Below are 26773 nucleotides of genomic sequence, written 5' to 3' on the forward strand. Positions count from 1 at the left end.
GTCGACCGTGAAAGACGGCCGGAGCGATGCCCGTCGGAAACTTTGTGCCCTCGCCCCGGTCGCACGCCTTTCCCATTGACTCATCCGCCACCATGCCCCGCCTGCCCCAACGCATCGTCTGCCTGACCACAGAAACCGTCGAAGTGCTCTACGCGCTGGGCGAAGAGGACCGGATCGTCGGCATTTCCGGCTATACCGTGCGCCCACCGCAGGCCCGCAAGGAAAAACCCAAGGTCTTTGCCTTCACCAGCGGCGACATCGGAAAAATCCTCGCCGTCAAACCCGACCTGGTGCTGACCTTTTCCGACCTGCAAGCCGATATTTCGCGCGATCTGATCAAGGCTGGAATTCCGGTCTACGCACTCAACATGCGCAGCGTTGATGACATTCTGGCGATGATCGAAACCGTCGGCCGACTGGTCGGGGCCGAAGCCAAGGCGCTGGCGCTGGTCGCCGAACTGGAGGCGGAAATCGAACTGACCCGACGCCTGGCGGCGGAGCGAATCGCCCGCAATGGTCGCCGGCCGCGCGTCTATTTCGAGGAATGGGACGAGCCGCTGATCTGCGGCCTGCGCTGGGCCTCGGAACTGATCGAAATCGCCGGTGGCGAGGATGTCTTTGCCACCCGCTCCTATTCACCGCTGGCTGCCGACCGCCAACCGAGTGCCGCCGAGGTGATCGCCGCCGCTCCCGAGATCATCATCGGCTCGTGGTGCGGCAAGCATTTCCGCCCCGAACGGGTGGCCGCCCGTCCCGGCTGGCAGGAGATTCCGGCGGTCAGGAACGGCCGCCTGCACGAACTCAAGTCAGCCGTGATCCTGACTCCCGGACCGGTCGCGATCAGCGAAGGTTTGCCGCAACTACGCGCGCTCTTTGATCTGTGAGAAAAAATTGCCCGATGCGGCTGTCTATAATCGACCCATCCTTTTTCTTCGGCATCCGTTCATGAACCTCCGTCTTCTGCTGCCCTGCCTCGCGCTGCTTGCCTTTGCCGCCACGCCCGCCCAGGCTGGCGAGCAACCCTCAGAAGCTGCCGGCAAGGCGGCATTGACCGTTCTCGGCGAAATCAACGGCACCGCCCTGGCTTGCCAGCAGTTGGCAATCGTCAGCCGCGCCCGCAATGCGGTCAGCACCACCGCCCCCAAGACCCGCGAAAACGGCGAAATTTTCGAGCACGCCACCAACACCGCGTTCCTCGCTCAAGGCCAGGGCGGTCGCTGCCCGGAAGCAATGCAGTTGGTCGAGCGGCTAAACGCTGCCGAAAGCGAACTCGCCCGCGCCTTCGCGACGCAACGCCCGTGACCCGGCGCTGGCTGCTCCTGCTCAGCCTGGTCAGCCCGCTGGTCCTGGCCCAGGCCCAGCACAGCCTGGAATTGCTGCAGCAGGCCGGGCAGCGCAATGTGCTCACCAGTAACAGTGAAGAGAGCGAGCAAATCATCCCGCGCTACCTGCTGCAAGATCCCCTGGGGCGCGCGGTCAGCAACGAGGATTTCCGCGGCCGCTACCAGTTGATCGCCTTCGGCTACACCTATTGCCCCGACATCTGCCCGACCACCCTGGTCGAAATGGCCGAAGTCCTTAAGTTGCTGGCCAGCGATGCCGACCTCTTGCAAGCAATCTTCATCACCGTGGACCCGGAGCGGGACAATGGCAAGGTGCTCAAGACCTACACCGAATTTTTTGACCGCCGGATTCTCGGACTGACAGGCTCCCCACAGTTGGTCCGCCGCGCAGCCGACAATTTCCGCATCCGCTATGCCAAGGTTCCCGGCAGCGACGGCAATTACGCGGTCGACCACGCCGCTGGCATGATTTTGCTCGGCCCCGACGGCCGCGTCGCCAGAAAATATGCCTACGGCACCTCGCCGCAGGAAATCGCAGAGCATCTCCGCAGCGCGATCCGCCGTCGCCAGGCAGCACACTGAGCCTGCTTTTGTGGGGCACAGAAGAAGCAAGGACTCGCTCCGCTGGAATACCTTATTACCTTTAGATCAATTGCCCGGCATAGGCGCTGGCGCTATAGTCCAGCCCATGCTGCGCTCCGCCCTGTTCCGCGCCCTGCTGTTGCTGCTGCTGTTGCCTCCGGCTTACGGCGGCCCAGTCGCGCTTGTGCTGAACCAGCAGGGCGGCCCCTATGCGGAGTATGCGCGCACACTGGGGGAACATCTCGATCCGGCCCGATTCCCGCTGAGCCTGCATGCCAGCCCGGAACAATTCCCCGGTCCGGCTCCGGGCACCGAGCTGATCATCGCCGCCGGCACCGAAGCACTGCGCCAGGCGCTGGCTAGACATGGCAACACACCGATTCTTGCCGTCCTGCTGCCACGGCAAAATTATGAAAAGATACTGGCCGAACACAGCAAGCTCAGGGTGAGGATTTCGGCCATTTATCTCGACCAGCCGCCTGGCCGCCTGGCCGCCTTTGTCCGCCAGTTGCTGCCGCAGCAAAAACGGGTCGGCCTGCTGCTCAGCCAGGATAGCCGACCGCAGTTCGGCGCGCTGCGCCAGGCCCTGGGACAGCAGGGCCTGCATGTTGACAGCGAGGATAGCGACAACGACACCAACCTGCTGCCGGCACTTAATAACCTGTTTGCCCGCAACAACATCCTGCTGGCGATCCCGGATGGCAGTATTTACAAGCGGGAGAACATCCGCAGCATCCTGGTCACCAGCTTCCGTTACCAAAAGCCGGTGATTGCCTTTTCCTCGGCCTTCGTTCAGGCTGGCGCCCTTGCCGGCCTGTATTCGACGCCGGCACAGATTGCCCGCCAGACCGCCGAACTGCTTGCCCAGTCCGGCGCCAGCCTGCCGCCCCCGATGCCCCCCACCCAGTTCGCAATTTCGATCAATCAGAATGTCGCCGAGTCCCTCGGCCTGTCCCTGCCCGACGAAAGCACGCTGCGCCGTGCGCTGCAGCAGGATCGGGAGGCACGATGAGAGGACTGACCCTGCGTTACCGCTTGTTGCTGCTGACCCTGCTGCCAAGCACGCTGATTTCCGTCGTCCTGGTGGCCTTCTTCACGGCCAGCGGAATCCGCAGCCTGGAAAACGAACTGCGGGCCAAGGCCTTATCGACCGTTCGCTATCTGGCACCGATCAGCGAATACGGGATCATCGCCGGCCATATCGACAGCCTGCACAGTCTGGCGCATGCCACGCTGCAGGAACCCGGTGTCAAGGCTGCCGTCATCGTTAACCAGAAGGGACGCGCGATTGCCGTCAGCGGCCGTGTCTCGTTGACCAGCGACCTGTTGCGCAGCCCGGTCCCGACCCCTGGCCTGGTCGCCGAAAACGAGGGCTGGGTTGCCTACGGCGCGCCGGTCAAGCGCTCGGCCAGTGAGAGCGACGTATTGTTCGAGTTTTCTCCACCCGGACAGGAAAATGCCAGTGCAGAAGTGATCGGCCACGTGTTCGTCGAATTCGACAAGCGCGAACTCTCGGGCAAACGCCGTGAATTGCTGGAGCAGGCCACCCTGATCATGAGCATCGGCCTGATTCCCCTTGGTCTTCTCGCCATTTTCGTGGCTGACGGGATGTCTGCTCCGGTACGTCGCCTGGCGGAAGCGGTCAGGAAAATGTCGGCGGCCCATTTCAATACCCGCGTACCGGAAAGCACCAGCGGTGAAATCGGCATTCTGGAACGCGGCTTCAATGAAATGGCCGAGCACATCGAGGAGGTCCATCACTCGATGCAGTTGCGGATCGAAGAGGCGACAGCCCAACTGGCCTACCAGGCCCGCCACGATGCGCTGACCGGGCTGATCAACCGGCGCGAATTCGAAGCCCGACTGGAGAAAGCTCTGCGCTCGGTACAAGCCGGCGGGACCGAATTCTGCGTGCTATTCATCGATCTCGACCGTTTCAAGCCGGTCAATGACGCCTGCGGCCACCTCGCCGGCGACGAACTTCTGCGCCAGATTGCCCAGTTGTTCCAGACCCGCCTGCGTGGTGAAGATACCCTCGGCCGCCTCGGCGGCGACGAGTTCGGGATCATCCTGCACGACTGCAAGTTGCCCAACGCAATGCAGATCGCCAACGATATCTGCATGCTGGCCGGCGACTATCGCTTCATCTGGCAGGACAAGGTTTTTGCTGTTGGAGCCAGTATCGGTGCAACCGCCGTCGATCGGCATGTCCGCCGGATCAAGGACATTCTTGCCGCCGGCGACCAGGCCTGCTATCAGGCCAAAGAAGCCGGCCGCAACCGGGTCTGCGCCCACCAGCCGGAGAATGACCACAACCAGCGCCTGCACGACGAACATTGGGCGATCCGGATTCCCGAAGCACTTGCCGAACAGCGCCTGCAAATTGACGCACTGCCGTTGCGGGCGTTGCAAACCGGCCTGCCAGCCCGGCACGTCGTTGAAATCGGAGCCCGGATGCATGAGCCGGGGCGCCCGCCGATCCTGCTTCCAGCCCTGATCGACGCGGCCGAGCGCTACGAACTATCCGAAGCCGTCGACCACTACCTGCTGACCGCCACCGCCCAGGCACTGGCCCATGCCCGCGACCACGGCCGCAACCTGTTCTGCCTGGTACCGTTATCGGCTTCGGCAATTGATCGGCCGGGGACCCTGAAATACATCGCCGGGCTGCTCAACCAGCATCGTCTCGATGGTGGCAGTCTCTGCCTGCTGTTCCCGGAAGAATTGTCGACCCACCACGCCTCGCAACTGACCAGCTTTGCCCGTGAAGCAAACAAGCTGGGCTGCACGATCGGATTGCAGGAGTTCGGCGGTGGTCTGTCCTCCTTTGGCCACTTGCGCACACTCGCCCCGGCCTTCATCAAGATCAGCCCGAGCCTGACCCTGCAAGCCGGCAGCAACAAGACCTCGACAGCGCTGTTGCGCGCGATCAAGGAAATCGCAGCCGATCTCGGCATCCACTCGGTCGCCACCGAAATCAGCGATGTCGATAGTCTGGGCGCCCTGAAATCGCTGGGTCTGGACTACGGCCAGGGCTACGCCGTAGCTCCCTGCGAACCGCTTGAGGTCTGGCTTGAAGGCGCGGTGATCCGCAACGGATAAGGCACCGGCAATACGGCAGTTCTACTCCCGGATCGAAGCAGCGGCCCCGGGCCGCAGCAATCGCTTCAGAAATCCAGGCGCAAGGATAACCAGTGCAACTCCTTCGCGATCCGGGTGTTACGCCGCCCTTCCATGTCGTGATTGGCCATCTGTGCGGTATAGGCCAATTCAGCGCGCACGCCCGCAAGCTTGAAACTGCGAGCCAGACGCCAGTCGATGCGCTCGTAGGGGTTGGTATAGGAATTCCGCAACCACTGCATCAGGCCGCTCTTGTAATACATCACCGACAGATCGAAATCATGGGGCAACTGCTGGATCAGCATCGCCGACTGGCTGTTGCGAGGAGCCGAGCGACGGGTTTGGGCCGGAATCTTGTCGATATTCTCGGCAAATTTTTCAGCAATCGGCGCCAGATCGTTAAGGACCGCCTCGGTCTGGATCAATGCGTGGTTGTATAGCAGGCGGGTAGATTCAAACGGCTGCCAGCGGAACTGGTATTCATAGCCACGCACCACTACATTCTCGAGATTCATCGCCGCATCGGCCCGGCCGTAGGGGTACGGAATCCCGCCCAGCAGAATGCTGCGGTCAAAGAAGCGATCCTTGTCGCTATCGCGGTTATCGGCTGAGCTTGCCGGCAGCGCAGTGGGCACGATCTGGATGCGGTTCGGAATTTTCTCCCGGAAAGCCCGAACATCAAGGCTTGCACGCAGGGACTTCCACTCGCCGAGATAACCAACTTCGAGGGTATCGACCCGCTCCGGGCGCAACACGCCCTGTGCCAGATAGGTAATATCAACGGGCGAGGAACCTCCGTCCGGCAATTTCCGCTGGCTACCATTGGCCTCGTACAGACTCGGTGTCCGGTGGGCGCGCGAAGCGATGAAACGCAAGGTATGGTCCGGCTGCAAACGATAACTGACACTGACTCGCGGATCGACAAAACTGCCTGCGATGCTGTCGTTCTCGATGCTGGCGCCAAAATTCACCAACCACGCTGCTCCGGCATTCCACTCCAGATTGCCAAATACCCGCTCGGTCGCTCGCGTTTGACGCGGCGCCAGATAAAACTGATCAACCGATTGCAAGGTGACATACTTAAGCGCCCCCCCCCATACCAGTCGTGTCTTGTGCCAGGGCGAGAGCAGATACTGGAACTCAAGTTCATCAACGGTCGAACGCCCTCCTGCCCGATTACGGTTGGTGAAGCTGACGTTTTGCCCACTCTGGACCCCGAACGAAACGCGTTCGTCGTAAGCGCCAGAAAACCAGTCGTCAACGTGGGCATAACGCAGCTTGAACTCCTCACCCGGTGCAATCACCCGCGACCACTCAAGACTAAGCGAGGTCGAATGCTGTGCAAGATCGCGGAAAGGATCACTCAAGCTGGCCGGCCGACCGTATTGCGAGACATCCTCAGCATGACTGAGGCCAACCCGCAGTTCATCGTGATTGCCAAGAGGAATATCGGCGCGCAAATCGAATAAGCCGGCATGCCGTGCATCGTGTGGATCGAACCAGCCCAGCGAGCCGTCAAACATCTTTTGAAAGCCGCCGTCACCGGTCAGCTTGGCCGTCATCCGCAGATCGGCACCACTGACCCGCCCGCCCCAGCGCACGGTCTGATCACGCACCGAATTATTGCCATGATTGGCTGCCAGCATCCAGCCATGGGTCTGCGAGGCATCCTGGGTAATGATGTTGATCACCCCCAGGAGCGCGTTGGAACCATAGGAAACCCCGTTGGCGCCACGCATCACCTCAATCCGCTCGATATTTTCCAGAGCAACCGGAATCAGGTTCCAATTGACACCGCTCTTGAACAGGGGGGAATAAAGGGAACGACCATCGAGCAGAACCTGCACACGAGGGGTGTATTCCTCGTTGCTCAACCCATGGTAGGCAACGATCCCTCCCTCCTGATTATGCGGCGTCACCTGAAAACCGGGTACCAGCCGCAACAAATCAACAAAATTACGGGCCCCGGAGGCCTTGATCAGGGTCCGATCAATCACCGTGACCGCACCCGGTGCATCGGCCAGTCGCTGCGGCAATCGGCTGACCGAGGCGACAATCGGCAACTCGCTGAAATAAAGGTCCTCGTCGCCGGCGCTTGCCGAAACTGCAAAAGCAGACAGAACGGCAGCGGCAATCACTCTCAGTCGCGCATGCATCCGGCCGGTCGCCATGTTCCCCTCAAACATAATATCCACCCTGATCGTCGCCGGCGTCGGGCAAATCTGCCCCTACCACAGCTGATCGGCGAATATTAGCAAATTAATGGCCACCAGTTGACAGCCATTGGCAGCAAAATCTACAACTAAAGTAATAACCAAAGCCACTCAGTAACGACTGAAACAAGTTTCATACCGTTTTGGCCAATTGACTTTTCGGATACCGCTCGCTATTGTCTTTCGCTAGCCAGTTCAAGGCCGCGCCGATTTGAGCTCTGATTGCGGGCGCGTACAAATACCGCTAAAACGGGAACCCCCAGTTCGCCCGCGAGTTCAAAGGCCAACTGGGTTTTTTGTTTGCAGGAACAGCATGCCAGGACAATCCGTCGGCGTCGTGCAATCGCAACGCGCCCATTTCGACCACGCACTGCAACTCCGCAGCGGCGGCGTTCTGCCCGCCTACGATCTGGTCTACGAAACGTATGGCAGCCTCAACGCCGCCAAGTCGAACGCCATCCTCGTCTGTCACGCCCTCTCGGGACACCATCATGTAGCCGGCCATTATGCCGATGCACCGGACAATCTCGGCTGGTGGGACAACATCGTCGGCCCCGGGCGCCCGCTGGACACTGATCGTTTCTTTATTGTCGGCGTCAATAACCTGGGGGGCTGCCACGGCTCGACCGGACCGTCGTCAATCAATCCGGCCACCGGCAAACCCTGGGGTGCAGATTTCCCTCTGGTAGCCGTCAGTGATTGGGTGGAGGCCCAAGCCCGACTGGCCGACCGGCTCGGCATCGACAGCTGGGCAGCCGTCGTCGGTGGCAGTCTTGGCGGCATGCAGGCCCTGCGCTGGACCATCAGCCAGCCGGAACGGGTACGCAATGCGGCAATCATCGCCTCGGCCCCCAAGCTGACGGCACAGAACATCGCCTTCAACGACGTAGCCCGGCAGGCCATCCTGACTGACCCGGATTTTCACGGCGGCCACTATTACGAGCACAATGCCCGTCCGGTACGCGGCCTGCGCCTGGCGCGCATGCTCGGCCACATCACTTATCTGTCTGATGACCAAATGGGTGAAAAATTCGGCCGCGAACTACGCAACGGCTCTTTTTCCTTCGATTACGACGTCGAGTTCGAGGTCGAGTCCTATTTGCGCTACCAGGGCGACAAGTTTGCCGGCTATTTCGACGCCAATACGTATCTGTTGATGACCAAGGCGCTCGACTATTTCGACCCTGCCCGCCTCGACGGCGGCGACCTGACCAAGGCGCTCGGCCGCAGTCATCCCGACACCGGCTTCCTGATCGCTTCGTTCACCACCGACTGGCGCTTTTCGCCGGCCCGCTCGCGCGAAATCGTCGCTGCGCTACTGGCCAACAAGCGCCGCGTTTCCTACGCGGAAATCGACCTCAACTTCGGCCACGACTCCTTCCTGATGGAAGATGCCCACTATCACGGCGTGGTCGATGCCTTCCTGCGGAACGTAAAAGTATGACCACGCATACGCTTGGACGCCCCGATTTTGACGTCATCGCCGGCTGGATCGAACCCGGCCACCGCGTGCTCGACCTTGGCTGCGGCGATGGCGCACTGCTCAAGCACCTGATCGATACCCGCGGCGTCGATGGCGTTGGCGTCGATTTTGAGCCAGCCAATGTCCTGGCATCGCTGCGCAACGGCATCAACGTGATCCAGGGCAATCTGGAAAACGGCCTGACCGATTTTGCCGATCAGGCCTTTGACCATGTTGTCCTTTCACGCACACTGCAGACGGTACGCCACACTGAAGGCATTCTGCGCGAAATGCTGCGAGTCGGTCGCGAAGCGGTCGTCTCCTTCCCCAATTTTGCCTACTGGAAGAATCTGCGCTCAGTCCTCGATGGCCGCATGCCGGTTTCCGAAGACCTGCCTTATCAATGGTACAACTCACCGAATGTACGCTTCTTCACCCTGCTTGATTTTGAGGCACTCTGTGCGCAAATGGGCCTGACCGTACGCGAACGCCGGGTGCTGGATGAGCAGGGGCGGCCGGTTGAATCGGAAGATCCGCGCGAACTGAACTTCCTTGGCAGCCTCGCCGTATTCCGGCTCTCGCAAACCGCCTGATGCCAAGCTGGCTTGCCGCCCTGCTGACCCGGAGGATGCTGATCTGCATCTTCACCGGTTTTTCCTCGGGACTCCCGCTCTACCTGCTGCTCAACCTGCTGCCAGCCTGGCTCAGGAGCGAAGGAGTGGACCTCAAGACGATCGGCTTTTTTGCGCTGATCCAGTTTCCCTACACCTGGAAATTCCTCTGGGCTCCGCTACTGGATCGCTACGCCCTGCCCGGCTTCGGCCGACGGCGCGGCTGGATGCTGCTGACACAGGTGACTCTGCTGCTGGTCATCGGCTCGCTGGGTGGACTCGACCCGCGCAACAACATCTGGCCAATCCTGTGGCTGGCCGCCTTGCTCGCCTTCCTTTCGGCAACCCAGGATATTGCGGTCGACGCCTTCCGCCGCGAAATTCTGCAGGATGCCGAACTGGGCCTCGGCAACGCCGTACACGTCAACGCCTACCGGATCGCCGGCCTGATCCCCGGCTCCTTGTCGCTGATCCTGGCCGACCGCCTGCCGTGGAACGAAGTGTTCTGGATCACCGGTGCTTTCATGCTGCCAGGGATGGCAATGGCCTGGCTGGTCAAGGAGCCCACAGTCGGTGGTCAGCCCAAGACCCTGCGCGAAGCGGTCAGCGAGCCCTTCCGTGAATTCTGGCAGCGCCAAGGCTGGCAAGGTGCCGCCACGGTGCTCGGTTTCATTTTTCTGTACAAGCTCGGCGATAGCCTGTGCACCGCGCTGGCCACCCCGTTTTACCTCGACATGGGATTCTCGAAAACCGACATCGGACTGATCGCCAAGCATGCCGGGCTGTGGCCGGCGGTGGTCGGCGCCCTGCTTGGCGGCCTGTGGATGGTTCGCCTGGGAATCAACCGCGCCCTGTGGCTGTTCGGCATCATCCAACTGGTCTCGATCTTCGGTTTTGCATGGCTGGCCGGCCAAGGTCAGTTCAATGAAATTGGTGGCCAGGAACGGATTGCGCTGGCGTTGGTGATCGGACTCGAAGCATTGGGGGTCGGTCTGGGTACTGCAGCTTTCGTGGCCTTCATCGCCCGCAGTACGCACCCGGCCTATACCGCAACACAGATGGCGCTGTTTACCAGCCTGTCAGCGGTTCCCCGGACCTTCATCAATGCTTCGGCAGGCTGGCTGGTCGAGCAACTCGGCTGGCTCAATTTCTTCTGGTTATGCGCCGTACTGGCGGTTCCAGGCATGCTGCTATTACTGAAAGTCGCCCCCTGGCACGGTAACGACAAACCAGCGTTTCAGTCCTGACGCTGCTGCCGGCGACGGTCCAGCCACCACGCATAAATCGGCAGCAACAGCATCGAGCCGGGCAACAAGAGAAACAACAGATAAGGAGAAAGGTGGGCCATCCGGCGCAGATGGTCAAGCAACGCCTCTTTTTCATCAGGCGTCCATTGCCCGCCGTTACGGGCCTTCATCAACAGCGGCATCATCCCCCGGGTTGCCATCAACTCGCCGAGAATGCGCCGGACCTCGCGGCGTTGGGACGACAACAGTTGCCGCCACCAGGCAGGCAACGCAGATGCGAGCGCCCCCATCTCCACGGTCAACCGCCGCCAGCGAATTTTTTCAGCAAGCCGCCACGCAAGGATTGCCAACCTCGCCACACCACAAAAGCTCGTCGCCCCCAGCGCCACAGGCGTGCCGGTTTGGCCACCACGGCCACGGCAACGGCGGCTCCGACGGCTCCCGGATGCTGCTTCAGCCAATCGACGCCATCGAGTACCAAGTCCCCCTTGGCCAGGGCTGCCTCAAGCGGCACGACCTGTTGCGCCAAGTGCCGCCGCTGCTCGTCGATGCGTGCCCGCAATACCCCGTGCCGTGTCGCCAGTTGCAACAGCCGCTCGTTCACTCCGCACTCCCCGGGCGCCGGCGCAGTTGTGCCATATCGCTCTCGAGCTCAGCCAGGCTGGCGCGGAACAACTTGCTCGGTTGCGCCGCCTGACGTTTCAACGCGAAGACGAGGATTAGTCCACCGCCGATAAAAAGGCTGGCAAACAAGCCGAAGAGGATAACCCGTTGCTCCCAAAATGCCAGCGCCAGGCAGAAAACGCCGAGGATCATACCTACTGCGAGCAGGAAGGCCGCACCGATCGCCTTGGCCCACAGCGAAATCAGACGGTATTTTTCCTCTTCCAGCTCGGTAACCAGCAACTCCGCCCGCGTCTTGCCAATGGTCAGCAAGGTCGCGAGCGTGTTTTTCAGTGCGGCAAACAAGCCTTCGCGGGCCCCTTCACCGCCTGGATTCTGCATCATGGATGCTTAACGGCGACCAATCAGGACGCCCAGGGCAAGGCCCAGAGCGGCGGCTACGCCGACAGCCTTCCACGGCTGCTCATGGACGAAATCATCGGTGGCACGGGCACAGGCCTTGGTCTTGTCGACCAGCGCAGCTTCGGCATCCTGCAGACGCTCCTTGGCGTCGCGCAGACGCACACCGATGCGCTCGCGCATTTCAGCGACCTTCTCACCGGCGGTACCCGCAGTGGCACGCAGGATTTCTTCAGCGTCGGCAACCACGACCTTGAGATCGGAAACCAGTTTTTCCTTATTGGCGACGCTCATTTCTTGGGACATTTTTGACCTCGTTGATGACAGTGAAAAGCAGGAATAACAGGTTATCCGCTCTCTGCGGCGAAAGCAATCCGCAACTCAGGCTGGATAGGCGTAATCCACGGTCAACGGCGCATGATCGGAAAAACGCTGTTCCTTGTAGATCGTCGACGCCTGAGCAAGGGCCGCGATCCCGGGAGTCGCAATCTGGTAGTCGATCCGCCACCCGACATTCTTGGCCCAGGCCTGCCCCCGGTTGCTCCACCACGTATAGCAAGCGTCGGTAGTCTCGGGATGGAGACGCCGATAGACATCGACCCAGCCCTGTTCGTCGAACAGGCGACCGAGCCAGGCCCGCTCTTCGGGCAGGAAGCCGGAATTTTTCTGGTTCGACTTCCAGTTTTTCAGGTCGATTTCCCGATGCGCGATGTTCCAGTCACCGCAGAGTACGACTTCCCGTCCCTCGGCACGCAATTGCTGCAAGTGGGGGAAAAATACGTCGAGGAAGCGGAATTTCGCTTCCTGCCGCTCCGGGGAGGACGAACCGGAAGGCAAATACAGAGAGATCACTGACAAATTACCGAAATCGGCGCGCAAGTAACGGCCTTCGGCATCGAACTCGCCGCCATCGAAACCCGCCACCACCCGATCCGGCGCCTGCCGCGACCAGATTCCGACACCGCTGTAGCCCTTCTTTTCAGCGCAGTGATAAAAGGCATGCATGCCGTCCGGCTGCTGCATCTCCGGTGTCAGGTCCGGCAATTGAGCCTTGAGCTCCTGCAGGCAGACGATATCGGCTTGCTGGGCTGCCGCCCAGGACAACACCCCTTTGCTCCAGGCCGAGCGGATTCCGTTGAGGTTGAGCGAGATGATGCGTAACATTACAAAATACTCCGGCCCGCAGGGCCATTTTCTCGACAAGCGCCGCATGCACGGAGACAATCCGTTGCCGGCGCCCTTCTCGACTGATCAAAAACATGGATTTTCGCCAGGATTTCATCAAGTTCGCCGTTGACTGCCAGGTTTTACGCTTTGGCGAATTCAAGACCAAGGCCGGCCGGCTCTCGCCGTATTTCTTCAATGCCGGCCTGTTCAACGACGGTGCCTCCCTGGGCAAACTCGCGGAATTCTACGCGAAAGCCACCGAGGCCGGCGGCGTCCGCTTCGACATGCTGTTCGGCCCGGCTTACAAGGGCATTCCGCTGGTTGCGGCAATTTCGATCGCGCTGGCCGGGCACGGCTACAACTTCCCCTTCGCTTTCAATCGCAAGGAAGCCAAGGACCACGGCGAAGGCGGCAACATCGTCGGCGCACCGCTGCAAGGTCGCGTACTGATCGTGGACGACGTGATTTCGGCCGGCACCTCGGTGCGCGAATCGGTCGAACTGATCCGCGCGGCCGGTGCCACTCCGGCCGGCGTCCTGATTGCACTCGACCGCCAGGAGCGCGGCCAGGGCGAACTGTCGGCAGTCCAGGAGGTACAGCGCGACTACGGGATTCCGGTCATCGCCGTGGCCGGGCTCAAGGACTTGATGGCTTATCTGGCACAGCATCCGGAGTTCGCCGAACACCGCGACGCCGTTGCCCGCTACCGGGAGCAATACGGTGTCGACGCCTGATCTTCGCCGCTGTTCGCGCCTGCTCGCGGTGCTGCTGCTCAGCCTGGGGGCCAGCCTGCCGGCGCAGGCCGGCAATTTCTTCTGCTGCCCGGACCCGCAAAGCGGCCGCCGGGTTTGCGGCGACTCGCTGCCCGAGCAATGTCGTGGCCGCGCCTATCGCATCCTCGACGGAAACGGCAACCTCGTCCGCGAGGTACCGGCAGCGCTGACGCCGGAACAGAAAGCCGCCAAGGCAGAAGAAGAGCGCCGCCGCCAGCAGCAGGAAGAAATCGAGCGGGAACAGAAGCGCAAGGACACCGCGCTGCTGGCCACCTATGCCTCACAGCAGGATATTGACATGGCGCAGCAAAAGGCAGAAAACGACGCCAAGCTGAACATGCAGGGCTTGCAGGCACGCCTCGACGAGACCAGCAAGAAGCGCAAGAAAGCGCAGGAAGAAACCGAGTTCTATCGCGGCAAGCCACAACCGCCGGAGCTGACCCAGCGACTGAAAAGTCTGGACAGCGAAATCGCCGCCATGCAACAGGAACTGACCCAGAAACAACGCGACTTTTCCGGCATCAAGCAGCGTTACGACAGCGAGCGGCAGCGCTTTCGCGAGCTGACCGGGCGCTGAGCGGCCCCTGCCGCCGGATACCCCGCCAAGCGCCACGAAAAAAGGCCGTCGCCCCAACGGGCGACGGCCTTTTGCTATCCGGTTCGGTGACCGCTCAACCGGCCAGCTTGGCCTTCAGCAAATCATTAACCTGCTGCGGGTTGGCCTTGCCCTTGGCCGCCTTCATCACCTGGCCGACCAGCGCATTGAATGCCTTTTCCTTGCCCGCCTTGTATTCGGCGACATTGCCCGGATTGGCGGCAAGCACCTCATCGACCAGCTTCTCGATGGCGCCGCTGTCGGTAATCTGCTTCAAGCCCTGCTTCTCGATCACCTCGTCGGCAGTCGCACCCTCACCGTTCCACAGCGCCTCGAAAACCTTCTTGGCGATGTTGTTGGAGATGGTGTTGTCGGCAATGCGCAGGATCAGCCCGCCCAGTTGTGCGGCGGAAACGGGCGACTCGGCGAGTTCCTTACCTTCCTTGTTGAGGCGGGCGGCCAGATCGACCATCACCCAGTTGGCACAGGGCTTGGCATTGGCCGCACCGGCGATATTCACGGTCGACTCGAAAAATTCGGCAATTTCCTGGCTCGCAGTCAGCGTCGTCGCATCGTAGGCGGACAGGCCAAACTGCTCGACGAAGCGCTGGCGCATCTGGCCGGGTAGCTCGGGCAATTCGCTCCTGACCCGATCCATCCAGTCGCTGGAAATCACCAGCGGCAGCAGGTCGGGATCGGGGAAATAGCGATAATCGTGAGCGTCTTCCTTGGTCCGCATGGTCCGGGTTTCGCCGCTGTCCGGGTCGAACAGCACGGTCGCCTGCTGAATCTTGCGGCCTTCCTCGATTTCGTTGATCTGCCACTGCACCTCGTAGTCGATGGCTTCCTTAAGGAAACGGAAGGAGTTGAGGTTTTTGATCTCGCGGCGGGTACCAAAGGGTTGGCCGGGGCGCCGTACCGAGACGTTGGCGTCGCAGCGGAACGAACCTTCCTGCATGTTGCCGTCGCAGATCCCGATCCAGCGCACCAGCGCGTGCAGGGCACGGGCATAGGCAACGGCCTCATCGGAGGAGCGCATGTCGGGCTCGGTGACGATTTCGAGCAGCGGCGTGCCGGCGCGGTTGAGGTCGATCCCGGATTTGCCGTGGAAGTCCTCGTGCAGCGACTTGCCGGCGTCTTCCTCAAGGTGCGCGCGGGTCAGGTTGATCGTTTTCTCGTAGGCTTTGTCACCACTCCCCACCTGGACGGTAATCGCCCCGCCGACCACCACCGGCAGCTCGAACTGGCTGATCTGGTAGCCCTTGGGCAGATCGGGGTAAAAATAATTCTTGCGTGCGAACACCGACTTGGCCGCCACTTCGGCGCCGATGGCCAGACCGAAGCGGATCGCACAATCGACCGCCTTGCGGTTGAGTACCGGCAGGACGCCGGGCAACGCCAGATCGACGGCACAGGCCTGGGTGTTGGCCTCGGCGCCGAAAGCGGTCGAGGCACCGGAAAAAATCTTGGAAACGGTGGCGAGCTGCGCGTGCGTCTCGATCCCGATCACTACTTCCCATTGACTCATGGTTTCATCCGTTCAATGACAGCGCCCGCTGCGTGCATCCACGACCACGGGCCAGAGATAATCAAACGCCTGCCCTTCGCAGGACTTGGGACAACTATTGAAGGCGACAGTCACCTGGCTGCCCTGCTCCCACATCCGCACCGAGCAATCCTTGTCGCTCTTGTGGCGCAGCAAGGCCTGCGGCAGCCGTTCGGCCTGTTCGAAATCCTTCAGTTCGAAGCGGCAGCTGCCGTGGCCCTTGATCGCCACCTGGGCGCTAAAGGTCTTGACCAGAGCATCCTTGACCAGCAGTTCCAGCCGGGTTTGGGTGCCGATGGCGTCGCGATGCGAACAGCGCGACTTGACGTTGAGCGGCCGTGTCGGCTGCGGCTTCAGGTTGCGTCCGGCCAGGTACTTGAGCGTATCCGACTTGAACTTCGGCGACGCCGCCTCCGGTTCCGCCGCCGGCGCAGCTTCGACCGCCGGCTCGGGCTCCGGCGCCTTGGGCGCCTCGGCACAGCCGGCCAGGATCGAGACCGCGAGCAGCGTCAGAACCCGGCGCACCTCAGGCAATCCCTGCCGGCTGCTGCGTGTGCCAGTCGGTCGCCTGCTGGAAGCGGTGGGCGACGTTGAGCAGGCGAGCCTCGGCAAAATAGTTGCCAATCAGTTGCAGACCAACCGGCAGGCCGTCGGCAAAACCGCAAGGCAGTGCCATGCCGGGCAGGCCGGCGAGGTTCACGGCGATGGTGTAGATGTCGGAGAGGTACATCTGCACCGGGTCGGAAGACTTTTCGCCGATACGGAAAGCGGTGGTCGGCGCGGTCGGCCCGAGGATCACGTCGCAATCGTTGAAGGCGGCGACGAAATCGTTGGCGATCAGGCGGCGAATCCGCTGCGCCTGCAGGTAGTAGGCGTCGTAGTAACCGTGCGACAGCACGTAGGCGCCAACCAGGATGCGGCGCTTGACCTCGGCGCCAAAACCCTGCGCCCGCGTCTTCATGTACATGTCGTCGAGGTTGCCGTACTCCGGTGCCCGATAGCCGTAACGCACGCCGTCGTAACGCGACAGGTTGGAGCTGGCCTCGGCCGGCGCGATCACGTAATAGGCCGGGACCGAGAGGTGCGAGTTGGGCAGCGAGACCTCGACCATGGTCGCGCCGAGCTTTTCCAGTTCGCGGATCGCGCCCTGAACGGCAGCCATCACCCCGGCATCGCAGCCAGCGGCAAAGAACTCCTTGGGCAGACCGACGCGCAGGCCGGCCAACGGCTGCTCCAGATCGCGGGCATAGTCTTCGGCCGGACGCTCCAGCGAGGTCGAATCGCGCTCGTCGAAACCCGCCATCACGTTCAGCAGCAGCGCGCAATCCTCGGCGCTGCGCCCCATCGGGCCGCCCTGGTCGAGCGAAGAGGCGTAGGCAATCATGCCGTAACGCGAAACCACGCCATAGGTCGGCTTGAGGCCGGTCAGGCCGCACATCGACGCCGGCTGGCGGATCGAGCCACCGGTATCGGTACCAGTGGCAATCGGCGCCAGCCGCGCCGCGACCGCCGCTGCCGAGCCGCCGGAAGAGCCGCCGGGAACGCGGTCGAGCGCCCACGGATTCTTCACCGCGCCGAAATACGAATTTTCGTTCGACGAACCCATCGCGAATTCGTCCATGTTGGTTTTGCCCAGCGAAACCATGCCGGCCTCGCCCTCGAGCTTGCGCACCACCGTCGCGTCGTAAGGCGCGACAAAGTTTTCGAGCATTTTCGAACCGCAAGTGGTACGCCAGCCTTCGGCACAGAAAATATCCTTCTGCGCCAGCGGGATCCCCGTCAGCGGGCCAAACTGGCCGGCGGCGATGCGGGCGTCGGCGACAGCAGCCGCTTTCAGGCTTTTGTCACGGTCGACCGTGACAAAAGCGTTGATTTGCGGATTCAGCCGGTCGATGCGGTCGAGAAAGAGCGTCGTCAGTTCGACGCTGGAAACCTGTTTCGCGGCCAGCGCCTGCGACAGTTCCTTGAGCGATGCATTAATCATGTTCATCGGGAGCCGGGGGCCGGGCTCGGCCACCGCGCTCCGCTCTCCTCACGGGGTTATTCAATCACCTTGGGCACGAGGTAGAGACCGGCCTCGGTCTCCGGCGCCACGGCCTGGAAAGCGGCGCGACGATTTTCCTCGCTGACCGCATCGGCACGCAGGCGCTGGGAAAGATCCTGCGCATGCGCCATCGGCTCGATACCGGCGGTATCGACCGCCTGCATCTGTTCTATCAACTGGAAAATCCCGTTGAGCTGACCCTGGGTCGCCAGGGCCTCTTCGTCGCCAATCTCGATACGGGCGAGATGGGCGATACGTTTGACCTGATCAAGTGTGAGCGACATGGCTAAAAACTTTCAGTGCACCCCTGTTTTTGCAGTGCACAAAGCCTTAAAATGGAAAGCGTTATAAGGTATCATAAAAATTTTCTCTACCGCACCCCCAGCGGAGTCTCGAATGCTCGGTTTTCTCAGCAAGTATTTTTCCAATGACCTGGCCATTGACCTGGGTACAGCCAACACGCTGATCTACCTTCGTGGCCAGGGCATCGTTCTCGACGAACCTTCAGTCGTCGCCATCCGCCTCGAAGGCGGCCCGAATGCCAAAAAGAGCATCCAGGCAGTCGGCAAGGAAGCCAAGGACATGCTCGGCAAGGCGCCGGGCAGCATCACCGTGATTCGCCCGATGAAAGACGGCGTGATCGCCGACTTCACCGTCACCGAGCAAATGCTCAAGCAGTTCATCAAGAAGGTGCATGACTCGAAGCTGTTCAGCCCGAGCCCGCGCATCATCATCTGCGTCCCCTCCGGCTCGACCCAGGTCGAACGCCGCGCCATCCGCGAGTCGGCACTGGGTGCCGGCGCCAGCCAGGTGTACCTGATCGAGGAGCCGATGGCGGCCGCCATCGGCGCCGGCCTGCCGGTCGCTGACGCCACCGGCTCAATGGTCGTCGACATCGGCGGCGGCACCACCGAAGTCGGCGTAATTTCGCTCGGCGGCATGGTCTATGCCGGTTCGGTGCGCGTCGGCGGCGACAAGCTCGACGAAGCGATCATCAATTACATCAGCCGCAACTATGGGATGATGATCGGCGAGAACACCGCCGAGAACATCAAGAAGAACATCGGTTCCGCCTTCCCCGGTGCCGAGGTCAAGGAAATGGAAGTTTCCGGCATCAACAAGGCCGAAGGCATTCCACGCAAGTTCACGATTTCCTCCAACGAAATCCTCGAAGCGCTGACCGACCCGCTCAACCAGATCGTTTCCGCCGTCAAATCAGCGCTGGAAAAGACACCGCCAGAACTTGGCGCCGACATCGCCGAAAAGGGCATGGTCCTGACCGGCGGCGGCGCCCTGCTGCGCGATCTCGACCGTCTGCTGATGGAAGAGACCGGTCTGCCGGTGATCGTCGCCGACGAGCCGCTGACCTGCGTTGCCCGCGGCTGCGGCATGGCGCTGGAAAAGATGGACAAGCTGGCGAGCATTTTTGCCTCGGATTGACGTTGACCGTAGCAAATCAGGAGTGAGCGATGGCCGGCATCGACCACGCACCGCCACCGTTCTTCAAACGAGGGCCAGCACCGCTGGCCCTTCTGACTTTCTATATCGCCATCTCGCTGGCGGTGTTTTTTGTCGACCTGCGGATGCGCAGTCTCGACCTGCTGCGCCAAAGCCTGTCGCTGGTGGTCGACCCGGTCCAGCGCGCGGCGCAAGCCCCGGGCAGTCTGGTTGACCTCGCGGCCGGCTATCTGCAGGGCCTGCAGGCCCTGCAGGAAGAAAACCGCGAACTCAAGCACGCCAAACTGAATACCGCCCCCGACCTGCAACGTCTGGCCCAGCTGGAAAGCGAGAACGAGCGGCTGCGCAAGCTGCTGGCGGTCAAGGAGCGCGAGCAGGCGAAGGGCCAGGTCGCGCAAATCCTGTATACCGCACGCGACCCCTTCTCGCGCAAGGTGATCGTCGACAAGGGCCAGCAAAGCCAGATCGTTGCCGGCCAGCCGGCGATCGACGAGGCCGGGGTGGTCGGCCAGGTCACCCGGGTTTTCCCCTTCTCGGCAGAAATCACGCTGATCACCGACAAGGACCAGGCGGTGCCGGTGCAGATCGTTCGCAACGGCCAACGCTCGGTGGTTTTCGGCCTCGGCAACGGCCAGCTTGAATTGCGCTACATGCCGGCCAACGCCGATGTCCAGGAAGGCGACCTGCTGGTCACCTCGGGGCTCGACAGCATCTACCTGCCCGGCTTTCCGGTCGCCAAGGTGGTGCACATCGAACGCGACAGCGCCTACTCCTTTGCCCGGATCTTCTGCGCGCCAATTGCCGCCGTCGAGAATTTTGGCGAGTTGATGATTCTCGACCCGCGCCAGCCGCTGCCCCCGCCCCCGCCGGAGAGCAAGGGCCGCGGCAATAGTGGCGAAGTGGTCAATGTGCGCAGCAAAAAGAAGCGCTGAGGGCTGAGCATGCAACCGACTTTTACCTCATCCCGCATCCTGCTCCCGGTTCGCCCCTGGTTCGTTTATTTCAGCCTGTTTGCGGCCTCAGTACTTAATTTTCTGCCGACCTCGCACTGGCCCGGCATACCGGACTGGGTGGCGCTGACCATCTGCTTCTGGGGCATTCGCGAACCGCGCCGGGTTGGCATGGGCAGCGCCTTTTTCCTCGGCCTGTTGATGGACGTTGCCGACGGCTCGATTCTCGGCCAGCACTGTTTCGCCTATGTGCTGCTAGCCTACGGCGCCTCGGCGCTGGCTCGTCGCATCCTGTGGTTCCCATTGTTGCAGCAGGCCTTGCATGTGTTGCCGTTGCTGCTGACAACCCAGGCCATCCAGGCAGTCATGCGGCTGGCCGTCGGTGCCGACTGGCCAGGCATTGGTTACTTCGTGTCACCGCTGAGCGCAACCCTGCTCTGGCCGCTGCTGACGCTGGTCCTGCTACTCCCGCAATACCAGCCGGTCGAGCAGAACCCGGACCGCCCGATCTGACGGACACCATCCCGTGAGCGGTTTTCACACCCCCGACGACGGCCTCGACCGTTTCCGCTTCCGCCTCGGTTTTGCCGCAGCCGTGGTGCTGGCTGCCTTCACCCTGCTGATCGGCCGCTTCATCTGGCTGCAGATCGTCCAGCACGACTTCTACCGTACCCGGGCCGAAGACAACCGCATCGCGCTGATCCCGATCGTGCCCAATCGCGGCGTGATCACCGACCGCAACGGGGTCGTGCTGGCCCGCAACTATTCGGCTTTCACCCTGGAAATCACACCGTCACAACTGGGGCAGACGCTGGAAGAAACCATCGACGCGCTGGCAGAAATCATCGACATCCAGCCCAAGGATCGCAAGCGCTTCAAGCGTCTGCTCGACGAAGCCAAGAACTTCGAGTCGATTCCGATCCGCACCCGGCTTTCCGACAGCGAAGTTGCCCGCTTTGCCGCGCAACGCTACCGTTTTCCCGGCGTCGAAGTCAAAGCCCGACTGTTCCGCCAGTATCCCTTGGGTAATGTCGCATCCCATGCCCTCGGCTACATCGGCCGGATCACCGAGCGCGATCTGAAGTGGATCGATGAAAACGAACAAGCTGCCAATTACAAGGGTACCGACCACGTCGGTAAGACCGGACTGGAACAGCATTACGAATTCGAATTGCACGGCCTGACCGGTTACGAACAGGTCGAGATTGACGCCGGTGGCCGCGCCTTGCGCAGCCTGAAGCGGATTCCGCCGGTCTCCGGCAACAATTTGCAACTGACCCTCGACGCCAAACTGCAGGAAATCACCGAAAAGGCCTTCGGCGACCGCAAAGGCTCGCTGGTAGCGATCGAGCCCGAAACCGGCGGCGTCCTGGCACTGGTCTCGAACCCGACCTTCGATCCCAACCTGTTCGTCGACGGGATCACCCCGGACAACTGGAAGGAACTGAACGAACACCCGGACAAGCCGATGATCAACCGCGCGATCAATGGTGCTTATCCGCCCGGCTCGACTTTCAAGCCCTTCATGGCACTAGCCGCGCTCGAACTGGGCAAACGTACGCCAAACCAGGCCATTGCCGACCCCGGCTATTTCAACTTCGGCAACCACCAGTTCCGCGACGACAAAAAGGGCGGCCACGGGATGGTGGACATGTATAAGTCGGTCGTGCACTCCTGCGATACCTATTACTACATCCTCGCCAACGACATGGGCATCGAGGCGATTTCCAACTTCATGGGCCAGATCGGCTTTGGCTCCAAGACCGGGATCGACCTGGGTAAGGACGACTCGGGTGAGTCGCGCGGCATCTTGCCGTCCCCGGCCTGGAAGAAACAGCGATTCAAGAAGCCGGAACAACAGAAATGGTATTCCGGCGAAACCATCTCGATCGGCATCGGCCAGGGCTACAACGCCTACACCCCGATGCAGTTGGCCCAAGCCACGGCAACACTGGCGAATAACGGAGTGATGTTCCGCCCGCATCTGGTACGCCATATCGTCGATACCCGGAATGGTGAAAAGCGTGCGGTCGAACCCAAGCCGATTCGCGACCTCGGCTGGAAACAGAAGAACCTTGAGGTGATTCACCGGGCAATGGCCGGGGTCAATACCGAAGGTACCGGCGCCCGTGCCTTCGCCGGCGCGCAATACGTTGCCGGGGGCAAGACCGGCACGGCCCAGGTCTTCTCACTGAAAGGCGCACAGTACAAGGAAGGCGCCATCAAGAAGGAATTGCGCGACCACGCGCTATACATCGCCTACGCACCCATCGACAAGCCCAAGATCGCCCTCGCCGTACTGGTTGAAAACGGTGGTTTCGGCGCCCAGTCGGCAGCGCCGATTGCCCGCATGGTGCTCGACTACTACCTGCTCGGCAAGCTGCCGCAAGGCGCTGCCAACGAAGATGCGGCAGCCGTGGAGGCCGACGAATGATCGACCTGGTCGGTACCCTGCGCCGGGGCTGGCTGAACGCCACTGCCCATATCGACTTCCCGCTGTTGTTCATCGTCCTCGGGATCATGGGCATCGGAATCGCAACGGTCAATTCCGCGACCATCGACACCTCGCACCGGATGCTCGCCCAGACCGGCAACATGTGTATTGCGCTGGTGGTGATGTGGCTGGTCTCGCGCGTTCCACCGCAAAAGCTGATGCGTTTCGCGGTCCCGCTCTACGTGCTCGGGGTACTGCTGCTGATCGCCGTCTTCCTCTTCGGGATCAAGGTCAATGGTTCGCGGCGCTGGTTGTCGATCGGGATCACCCGCATCCAGCCGTCGGAAATCATGAAAATCGCAATGCCGCTGATGCTCGCCTGGTATTTCCAAAAGTACGAGGCAACCCTCAAGTTCCGCCATTACCTGGTCGCCGCCGGCCTGCTGCTGGTGCCCTTCGCCCTGGTCGCCAAGCAACCCGACCTGGGCACCGCGCTGCTGATCGGCTCGGCCGGGTTTTATGTGATCTTCTTTGCCGGTCTCCCCTGGAAGGTGATTCTCGGCCTGGTCGCCGCCGGCGTTTCTGCCGCCCCCTTCTTGTGGACCATGCTGCATGACTACCAGAAGAAACGCATCCTGACCTTGCTCGACCCGACCACTGACCCGCTCGGCTCCGGCTACCACATCATCCAGGCAACCATCGCCATCGGCTCCGGCGGCGTCTTTGGCAAGGGCTATCTGTCGGGGACTCAGACCCACCTCGAATTCATCCCGGAAAAACACACTGACTTCATCTTTGCGGTCTATTCGGAAGAATGGGGCCTGCTCGGCAATGTCGTGCTGGTCACGTTGTACACCCTGCTGATCGGACGCGGACTGATGATCGCCTCGGCGGCTTCGACGCTGTTCGCCCGCCTACTCGCCGGCGCCATTACCCTCGGTTTCTTCACCTACGCCTTCATCAACATGGGCATGGTCTCGGGCATCCTGCCGGTGGTTGGCGTGCCCCTACCGTTCATGAGCTATGGCGGCACCGCGCTGGTCACACTGTTCCTCGCCATCGGCATCCTGATGTCGATCAACACCCACCGCATGCTGGTGAAGAAATGAGCATTGGGCTTCGCCTGCTCTGGCCTGCCCTGACCTTGGGCCTGCTAGCTGCCTGTGGCAGTACGCCACCAGCCCCCGAAGCCCCCCCTGCCACGGTCGACCGGGCAAAGCCGGTAATCAGCAAGACCCCGACCCGCAAACCCAGTGCCGTACTCAAACGCGGCGGCGGTTTCTACAAGGACGACGGCCCCGGCGAAGAAATTCCCGACGGTCTCGACGACATCCCCGATGCCGTGCCCAAATGGGAACCACTGCACAAACCGGCGCTCAAGCCCTATGTGGTGCTGGGCAAGGAATACGTACCAAATACCAGTCTGCAGGCCTACAAGGCACGAGGCATTGCCAGCTGGTATGGCAGGAAATTTCACGGCCAGAAGACCTCGATCGGCGAACCCTACGACATGTTCGCGATGACCGCCGCCCACCCGACCCTGGCGCTCCCCTCCTACGTCCGGGTGACCAGCCCGAGCAGTGGCCAGAGCGTCATCGTCCGGGTCACCGACCGCGGCCCTTTCCACGCCGGCCGAATCATCGACCTGTCATATACCGCAGCCTACAAGCTCGGACTGATCAACGGCGGCAGTGGCGAAGTCGAAGTCGAGGCGATTCTCCCTGGCGACTACGGTAACGCCACCTACGCCCAGGTTGGCGCTCCGGCCAGCAGCAGCCCGGCGCCAAGCGCGACGGTGATTGCCACCACCGCCGGCGCCGCCCGTAGCAAGGCCGGCGCCGATGAAATCGAACAACTGGCACAACGCATGGCCCACGAAGAACGGCCGGTGCAAACCCTGGCCCAAACCGGCATGAGCGGTGAAAGCGCAGCCAAGGGCAACGTCTGGTTGCAGTTGGGCGCCTTTGCCAGCCCCGATAATGCCGAGAATCTGAAGAGCCATCTGGCTCGCGATCTCGACTGGCTGGCCGAGCCGCTCCGGATTATCAGCGGCGGCGGACTGCACCGGCTGCAGCTTGGCCCTTACGTCAGCCGCAGCGAAGCAGACCGCGTCGCCGAGCGCATCCGCAGTACCCTGGGCGGCAAGCCGACCATCATCATTCGCTAGGATTTGGCGCATTTTTCAGGCAATTCGCCGTACTTGACCAGGATCAATGGCGGTTTTTCGCCCTTGGCTATACTCGCGCGGTTAATCTGGAACCCGCACCATGAGCAGCAAACTTCCCGATCTGGTCTGCCCCGCCGGCAGCCTCCCCGCCCTCAAGGCGGCCGTTGATCAAGGCGCCGATGCCGTTTATCTCGGCTTCAAGAACGATACCAACGCGCGCAATTTCGCCGGTCTCAATTTCGACCAGAAAACCATGCGCGAAGGCATTCGCTACGCCCACGACAAGGGCCGCGAAGTGCTCCTGGCGATCAATACCTTCCCGCAGCCCGGGCGGGTCAGCGACTGGCAGAACGCGGTCGATGCAGCGGCCGATCTCGGCGTCAACGCGATCATCCTGGCCGATGTCGGACTGCTCGACTACGCCAGCCGCAAGCATCCGCAACAACGCCTGCACCTCTCGGTACAAGGCTCGGCAACCAGCTATGAGGCGATCAACTTCTGCCAGCGCGAATTCGGCATCCGCCGCGCAGTGCTGCCACGGGTGCTGACGCTGGCCCAGGTCGAGCACGTGATCAAGCACACCACGGTCGAAATCGAAGTCTTTGGCTTCGGCAGCCTGTGCGTGATGAACGAAGGCCGCTGCTGGCTCTCGTCCTACGCTTGCGGCGAGTCACCGAATACCGTTGGCGCCTGCTCGCCGGCCAAGTACGTGAAATGGGACAAGCAGCCGGGGCGCATGGATACCCGCCTCAACGGCATCCTGATCGACCGTTTCAACGACGACGAACCGGCCGGCTACCCGACGCTGTGCAAGGGCCGCTTCGAGGTCCAGGGCGAGACCTATTACGCGCTGGAAGAACCGACCAGCCTCAACGTGCTCGAACTGCTGCCGGAGATCATCAAGATCGGCGTCGCCGCGATCAAGGTCGAAGGCCGCCAGCGCAGCCCGGCCTACGTCACCCAGGTCACCCGCACGCTGCGCGCGGCACTCGACAGCCTGCGCGACGGCAACGACCGCTACCACGTCAAGCCGGCCTGGCAAGCCGAACTGGCCAAAGTGTCCGAAGGCAGCCAGGCGACCCTCGGTGCCTACAACCGCCCCTGGCGCTAATCCTTACCTGAGCCCCACGCAACCATGAAACTCGCGCTTGGCCCCCTGCTCTTCTTCTGGCCCAAGGCCGAAGTGATGGAGTTTTACGCCGCGATGGCGGAAAACCCCGCACTCGACACCATTTACCTCGGCGAAGTCGTCTGCTCCCGCCGCCAGCAACTGCGCACCGCCGACTGGATCGGCCTGGCCCGCGACCTGGCCGATACCGGCAAGGAAGTCGTGGTTTCGGCGCAGGCACTGCTCGAATCCGAAAGCGACCTCAAGGCGCTGCGCCGGCTGATCGACGAAGCCAATTGCAAGATCGAAGCCAATGATCTCGGCGCGGTCAATCTGGTCGCCGGTCGCCCTTTCGTCGCCGGCCCGCACCTCAACATCTACAACGAGGCAACCCTCGCCACCTATGCCCGCTACGGCATGCAGCGCTGGGTACCGCCGCTCGAAGCCAGCCGCGAACTGATTGTCAAGCTGCACGCGGCGCGCCCGGCCGGGGTAGAAACCGAGGTTTTCGCCTTCGGCAAGCTGGCGCTGGCGTTCTCGGCCCGCTGTTTCACCGCCCGCCACTACGAACTGAACAAGGACGACTGCCAGTTCAAGTGCCTCGACCACAGCGAAGGGCTGACGCTGAAAACCCGCGAAGGCCAGGATTTCCTGTGCATCAACGGGATCCAGACGATGTCGGCACAGACCTACTGCCTGCTCGACCACATGCCCGAACTGCTGGCACTGGGTATCGACGCGGTGCGAATCAGCCCGCAACAAGGCGAGCTCGACGCCATCATCGGTGCCTTTGATCAGGCAAGAAAAGGCGAAAAATCCACGGTCGACCGTAAAAACTGGGCAGAATGCGGCCTGGTCGACGGTTACTGGTTTGGTGCAGCCGGCATCGCCCAGCATCACCAACAAGCGCTGGAACAACTTGGAGCCTGA

Annotated in this window: 28 protein-coding genes; 18 read left to right on the forward strand and 10 right to left on the reverse strand. The window is 61.7% G+C overall.

The annotated features are described in order from the left end of the window. Positions 1-92: 92 nt before the first annotated feature. From VX159_RS15545 to VX159_RS15565, 5 genes are all read left to right on the forward strand, one after another. A complete protein-coding gene (locus VX159_RS15545; RefSeq protein WP_371323781.1) occupies positions 93-884 on the forward strand; it encodes a cobalamin-binding protein in 792 nt (263 codons plus the stop codon). 61 nt (positions 885-945) lie between these two features. Further along, on the forward strand, positions 946-1302 hold the full coding sequence (locus VX159_RS15550) for a hypothetical protein (protein ID WP_371323782.1): 357 nt from the start codon (positions 946-948) through the stop codon (positions 1300-1302). Beyond that, a complete protein-coding gene (locus VX159_RS15555; protein ID WP_371323783.1) occupies positions 1299-1925 on the forward strand; it encodes an SCO family protein in 627 nt (208 codons plus the stop codon). The genes VX159_RS15550 and VX159_RS15555 overlap by 4 nt, the downstream gene beginning before the upstream one ends. Positions 1926-2031: 106 nt before the next feature. Continuing rightward, positions 2032-2937: an ABC transporter substrate-binding protein gene (locus VX159_RS15560; protein WP_371323784.1), complete on the forward strand. Its 906-nt coding sequence runs from the start codon at positions 2032-2034 to the stop codon at positions 2935-2937. After that, positions 2934-5027 carry a diguanylate cyclase gene (locus VX159_RS15565; protein ID WP_371323785.1) on the forward strand — a complete coding sequence of 698 codons (2094 nt, stop codon included), beginning with the start codon at positions 2934-2936 and terminating at the stop codon, positions 5025-5027. The genes VX159_RS15560 and VX159_RS15565 overlap by 4 nt, the downstream gene beginning before the upstream one ends. Positions 5028-5092: 65 nt before the next feature. On the opposite strand, the gene VX159_RS15570 is transcribed toward VX159_RS15565, so the two are convergent. Then, positions 5093-7231 (reverse strand): TonB-dependent receptor plug domain-containing protein, encoded by a 2139-nt coding sequence (locus VX159_RS15570; RefSeq protein WP_371325541.1) that lies wholly within the window; start codon positions 7229-7231, stop codon positions 5093-5095. 340 nt (positions 7232-7571) lie between these two features. Between VX159_RS15570 and VX159_RS15575 the strand changes: the two genes are divergently transcribed. The 3 genes from VX159_RS15575 to VX159_RS15585 are packed head-to-tail and all read left to right on the forward strand — an operon-like array spanning position 7572 to position 10578. Next, positions 7572-8702 (forward strand): homoserine O-acetyltransferase, encoded by a 1131-nt coding sequence (locus VX159_RS15575; protein ID WP_371323786.1) that lies wholly within the window; start codon positions 7572-7574, stop codon positions 8700-8702. After that, the gene (gene metW / locus VX159_RS15580; RefSeq protein WP_371323787.1) at positions 8699-9313 is read left to right on the forward strand and encodes a methionine biosynthesis protein MetW; all 615 of its coding nucleotides are present in this window, start codon (positions 8699-8701) and stop codon (positions 9311-9313) included. The genes VX159_RS15575 and metW overlap by 4 nt, the downstream gene beginning before the upstream one ends. Beyond that, a complete protein-coding gene (locus VX159_RS15585; protein WP_371323788.1) occupies positions 9313-10578 on the forward strand; it encodes an AmpG family muropeptide MFS transporter in 1266 nt (421 codons plus the stop codon). The genes metW and VX159_RS15585 overlap by 1 nt, the downstream gene beginning before the upstream one ends. Here the strand turns inward: VX159_RS15585 and VX159_RS15590 are convergent. The 5 genes from VX159_RS15590 to VX159_RS15610 form a co-directional block, all read right to left on the reverse strand. Continuing rightward, positions 10569-10823 carry a hypothetical protein gene (locus VX159_RS15590; RefSeq protein ID WP_371323789.1) on the reverse strand — a complete coding sequence of 85 codons (255 nt, stop codon included), beginning with the start codon at positions 10821-10823 and terminating at the stop codon, positions 10569-10571. The genes VX159_RS15585 and VX159_RS15590 overlap by 10 nt on opposite strands. Before the next feature lie 53 nt (positions 10824-10876). Then, positions 10877-11182, reverse strand: a complete 306-nt coding sequence (locus VX159_RS15595) for a YqjK family protein (RefSeq protein WP_371323790.1) — start codon at positions 11180-11182, stop codon at positions 10877-10879. Beyond that, positions 11179-11586, reverse strand: a complete 408-nt coding sequence (locus VX159_RS15600) for a phage holin family protein (protein WP_371323791.1) — start codon at positions 11584-11586, stop codon at positions 11179-11181. The genes VX159_RS15595 and VX159_RS15600 overlap by 4 nt, the downstream gene beginning before the upstream one ends. Before the next feature lie 6 nt (positions 11587-11592). Further along, positions 11593-11907: a YqjD family protein gene (locus VX159_RS15605; protein WP_371323792.1), complete on the reverse strand. Its 315-nt coding sequence runs from the start codon at positions 11905-11907 to the stop codon at positions 11593-11595. A gap of 75 nt (positions 11908-11982) precedes the next feature. Beyond that, positions 11983-12765 (reverse strand): exodeoxyribonuclease III, encoded by a 783-nt coding sequence (locus tag VX159_RS15610; RefSeq protein WP_371323793.1) that lies wholly within the window; start codon positions 12763-12765, stop codon positions 11983-11985. Between the two features lie 95 nt (positions 12766-12860). Between VX159_RS15610 and pyrE the strand changes: the two genes are divergently transcribed. Both pyrE and VX159_RS15620 read left to right on the forward strand, forming a co-directional pair. After that, positions 12861-13502 (forward strand): orotate phosphoribosyltransferase, encoded by a 642-nt coding sequence (pyrE, locus tag VX159_RS15615; RefSeq protein ID WP_371323794.1) that lies wholly within the window; start codon positions 12861-12863, stop codon positions 13500-13502. Then, entirely contained in the window at positions 13489-14118 is a 630-nt protein-coding gene (locus VX159_RS15620; protein ID WP_371323795.1) for a hypothetical protein, read from the forward strand. Before pyrE ends, VX159_RS15620 begins: the two co-directional genes overlap by 14 nt. Before the next feature lie 94 nt (positions 14119-14212). Here VX159_RS15620 and gatB read toward each other — a convergent pair whose 3' ends face one another. Genes gatB through gatC form a run of 4 tightly spaced genes read right to left on the reverse strand, consistent with a single transcriptional unit; the run spans position 14213 to position 18010 of the window. After that, the gene (gatB, locus tag VX159_RS15625) at positions 14213-15664 is read right to left on the reverse strand and encodes an Asp-tRNA(Asn)/Glu-tRNA(Gln) amidotransferase subunit GatB (RefSeq protein ID WP_371323796.1); all 1452 of its coding nucleotides are present in this window, start codon (positions 15662-15664) and stop codon (positions 14213-14215) included. Positions 15665-15676: 12 nt separating this feature from the next. After that, positions 15677-16207: a hypothetical protein gene (locus tag VX159_RS15630; RefSeq protein WP_371323797.1), complete on the reverse strand. Its 531-nt coding sequence runs from the start codon at positions 16205-16207 to the stop codon at positions 15677-15679. A gap of 1 nt (position 16208) precedes the next feature. Then, positions 16209-17666, reverse strand: a complete 1458-nt coding sequence (gene gatA / locus VX159_RS15635; protein WP_371325542.1) for an Asp-tRNA(Asn)/Glu-tRNA(Gln) amidotransferase subunit GatA — start codon at positions 17664-17666, stop codon at positions 16209-16211. A gap of 56 nt (positions 17667-17722) precedes the next feature. Beyond that, a complete protein-coding gene (gatC, locus tag VX159_RS15640; protein WP_371323798.1) occupies positions 17723-18010 on the reverse strand; it encodes an Asp-tRNA(Asn)/Glu-tRNA(Gln) amidotransferase subunit GatC in 288 nt (95 codons plus the stop codon). A gap of 112 nt (positions 18011-18122) precedes the next feature. On the opposite strand from gatC, the gene VX159_RS15645 reads away from it, so the two are divergent. The 8 genes from VX159_RS15645 (at position 18123) to VX159_RS15680 (ending at position 26773) form a co-directional block, all read left to right on the forward strand. After that, the gene (locus VX159_RS15645; RefSeq protein WP_371323799.1) at positions 18123-19166 is read left to right on the forward strand and encodes a rod shape-determining protein; all 1044 of its coding nucleotides are present in this window, start codon (positions 18123-18125) and stop codon (positions 19164-19166) included. Positions 19167-19195: 29 nt separating this feature from the next. Beyond that, entirely contained in the window at positions 19196-20116 is a 921-nt protein-coding gene (mreC, locus tag VX159_RS15650) for a rod shape-determining protein MreC (RefSeq protein WP_371323800.1), read from the forward strand. 9 nt (positions 20117-20125) lie between these two features. After that, a complete protein-coding gene (gene mreD, locus VX159_RS15655; protein ID WP_371323801.1) occupies positions 20126-20647 on the forward strand; it encodes a rod shape-determining protein MreD in 522 nt (173 codons plus the stop codon). A gap of 13 nt (positions 20648-20660) precedes the next feature. After that, entirely contained in the window at positions 20661-22568 is a 1908-nt protein-coding gene (gene mrdA / locus VX159_RS15660) for a penicillin-binding protein 2 (RefSeq protein WP_371323802.1), read from the forward strand. Next, positions 22565-23677, forward strand: a complete 1113-nt coding sequence (rodA, locus tag VX159_RS15665) for a rod shape-determining protein RodA (protein ID WP_371323803.1) — start codon at positions 22565-22567, stop codon at positions 23675-23677. Before mrdA ends, rodA begins: the two co-directional genes overlap by 4 nt. Continuing rightward, positions 23674-24735, forward strand: a complete 1062-nt coding sequence (locus VX159_RS15670) for a septal ring lytic transglycosylase RlpA family protein (RefSeq protein ID WP_371323804.1) — start codon at positions 23674-23676, stop codon at positions 24733-24735. The genes rodA and VX159_RS15670 overlap by 4 nt, the downstream gene beginning before the upstream one ends. A gap of 100 nt (positions 24736-24835) precedes the next feature. Continuing rightward, positions 24836-25846: a peptidase U32 family protein gene (locus VX159_RS15675; protein ID WP_371323805.1), complete on the forward strand. Its 1011-nt coding sequence runs from the start codon at positions 24836-24838 to the stop codon at positions 25844-25846. Between the two features lie 24 nt (positions 25847-25870). Beyond that, positions 25871-26773 carry a U32 family peptidase gene (locus VX159_RS15680; RefSeq protein ID WP_371323806.1) on the forward strand — a complete coding sequence of 301 codons (903 nt, stop codon included), beginning with the start codon at positions 25871-25873 and terminating at the stop codon, positions 26771-26773.

Source organism: Dechloromonas sp. ZY10 (genome assembly GCF_041378895.1).
GTDB lineage: Bacteria > Pseudomonadota > Gammaproteobacteria > Burkholderiales > Rhodocyclaceae > Azonexus > Azonexus aquae.

Bases quoted from the DNA above. Each gene is read 5' to 3' on its own strand.
- VX159_RS15545 (WP_371323781.1), top strand. From the start codon at position 93: ATGCCCCGCCTGCCCCAACGCATCGTCTGCCTGACCACAGAAACCGTC.
- VX159_RS15550 (WP_371323782.1), top strand. From the start codon at position 946: ATGAACCTCCGTCTTCTGCTGCCCTGCCTCGCGCTGCTTGCCTTTGCC.
- VX159_RS15560 (WP_371323784.1), top strand. From the start codon at position 2,032: ATGCTGCGCTCCGCCCTGTTCCGCGCCCTGCTGTTGCTGCTGCTGTTG.
- VX159_RS15565 (WP_371323785.1), top strand. From the start codon at position 2,934: ATGAGAGGACTGACCCTGCGTTACCGCTTGTTGCTGCTGACCCTGCTG.
- VX159_RS15570 (WP_371325541.1), bottom strand. From the start codon at position 7,231: ATGTTTGAGGGGAACATGGCGACCGGCCGGATGCATGCGCGACTGAGA.
- VX159_RS15575 (WP_371323786.1), top strand. From the start codon at position 7,572: ATGCCAGGACAATCCGTCGGCGTCGTGCAATCGCAACGCGCCCATTTC.
- metW (WP_371323787.1), top strand. From the start codon at position 8,699: ATGACCACGCATACGCTTGGACGCCCCGATTTTGACGTCATCGCCGGC.
- VX159_RS15585 (WP_371323788.1), top strand. From the start codon at position 9,313: ATGCCAAGCTGGCTTGCCGCCCTGCTGACCCGGAGGATGCTGATCTGC.
- VX159_RS15600 (WP_371323791.1), bottom strand. From the start codon at position 11,586: ATGATGCAGAATCCAGGCGGTGAAGGGGCCCGCGAAGGCTTGTTTGCC.
- VX159_RS15605 (WP_371323792.1), bottom strand. From the start codon at position 11,907: ATGTCCCAAGAAATGAGCGTCGCCAATAAGGAAAAACTGGTTTCCGAT.
- VX159_RS15610 (WP_371323793.1), bottom strand. From the start codon at position 12,765: ATGTTACGCATCATCTCGCTCAACCTCAACGGAATCCGCTCGGCCTGG.
- pyrE (WP_371323794.1), top strand. From the start codon at position 12,861: ATGGATTTTCGCCAGGATTTCATCAAGTTCGCCGTTGACTGCCAGGTT.
- gatB (WP_371323796.1), bottom strand. From the start codon at position 15,664: ATGAGTCAATGGGAAGTAGTGATCGGGATCGAGACGCACGCGCAGCTC.
- gatA (WP_371325542.1), bottom strand. From the start codon at position 17,666: ATGATTAATGCATCGCTCAAGGAACTGTCGCAGGCGCTGGCCGCGAAA.
- gatC (WP_371323798.1), bottom strand. From the start codon at position 18,010: ATGTCGCTCACACTTGATCAGGTCAAACGTATCGCCCATCTCGCCCGT.
- VX159_RS15645 (WP_371323799.1), top strand. From the start codon at position 18,123: ATGCTCGGTTTTCTCAGCAAGTATTTTTCCAATGACCTGGCCATTGAC.
- mreC (WP_371323800.1), top strand. From the start codon at position 19,196: ATGGCCGGCATCGACCACGCACCGCCACCGTTCTTCAAACGAGGGCCA.
- mreD (WP_371323801.1), top strand. From the start codon at position 20,126: ATGCAACCGACTTTTACCTCATCCCGCATCCTGCTCCCGGTTCGCCCC.
- rodA (WP_371323803.1), top strand. From the start codon at position 22,565: ATGATCGACCTGGTCGGTACCCTGCGCCGGGGCTGGCTGAACGCCACT.
- VX159_RS15670 (WP_371323804.1), top strand. From the start codon at position 23,674: ATGAGCATTGGGCTTCGCCTGCTCTGGCCTGCCCTGACCTTGGGCCTG.
- VX159_RS15675 (WP_371323805.1), top strand. From the start codon at position 24,836: ATGAGCAGCAAACTTCCCGATCTGGTCTGCCCCGCCGGCAGCCTCCCC.
- VX159_RS15680 (WP_371323806.1), top strand. From the start codon at position 25,871: ATGAAACTCGCGCTTGGCCCCCTGCTCTTCTTCTGGCCCAAGGCCGAA.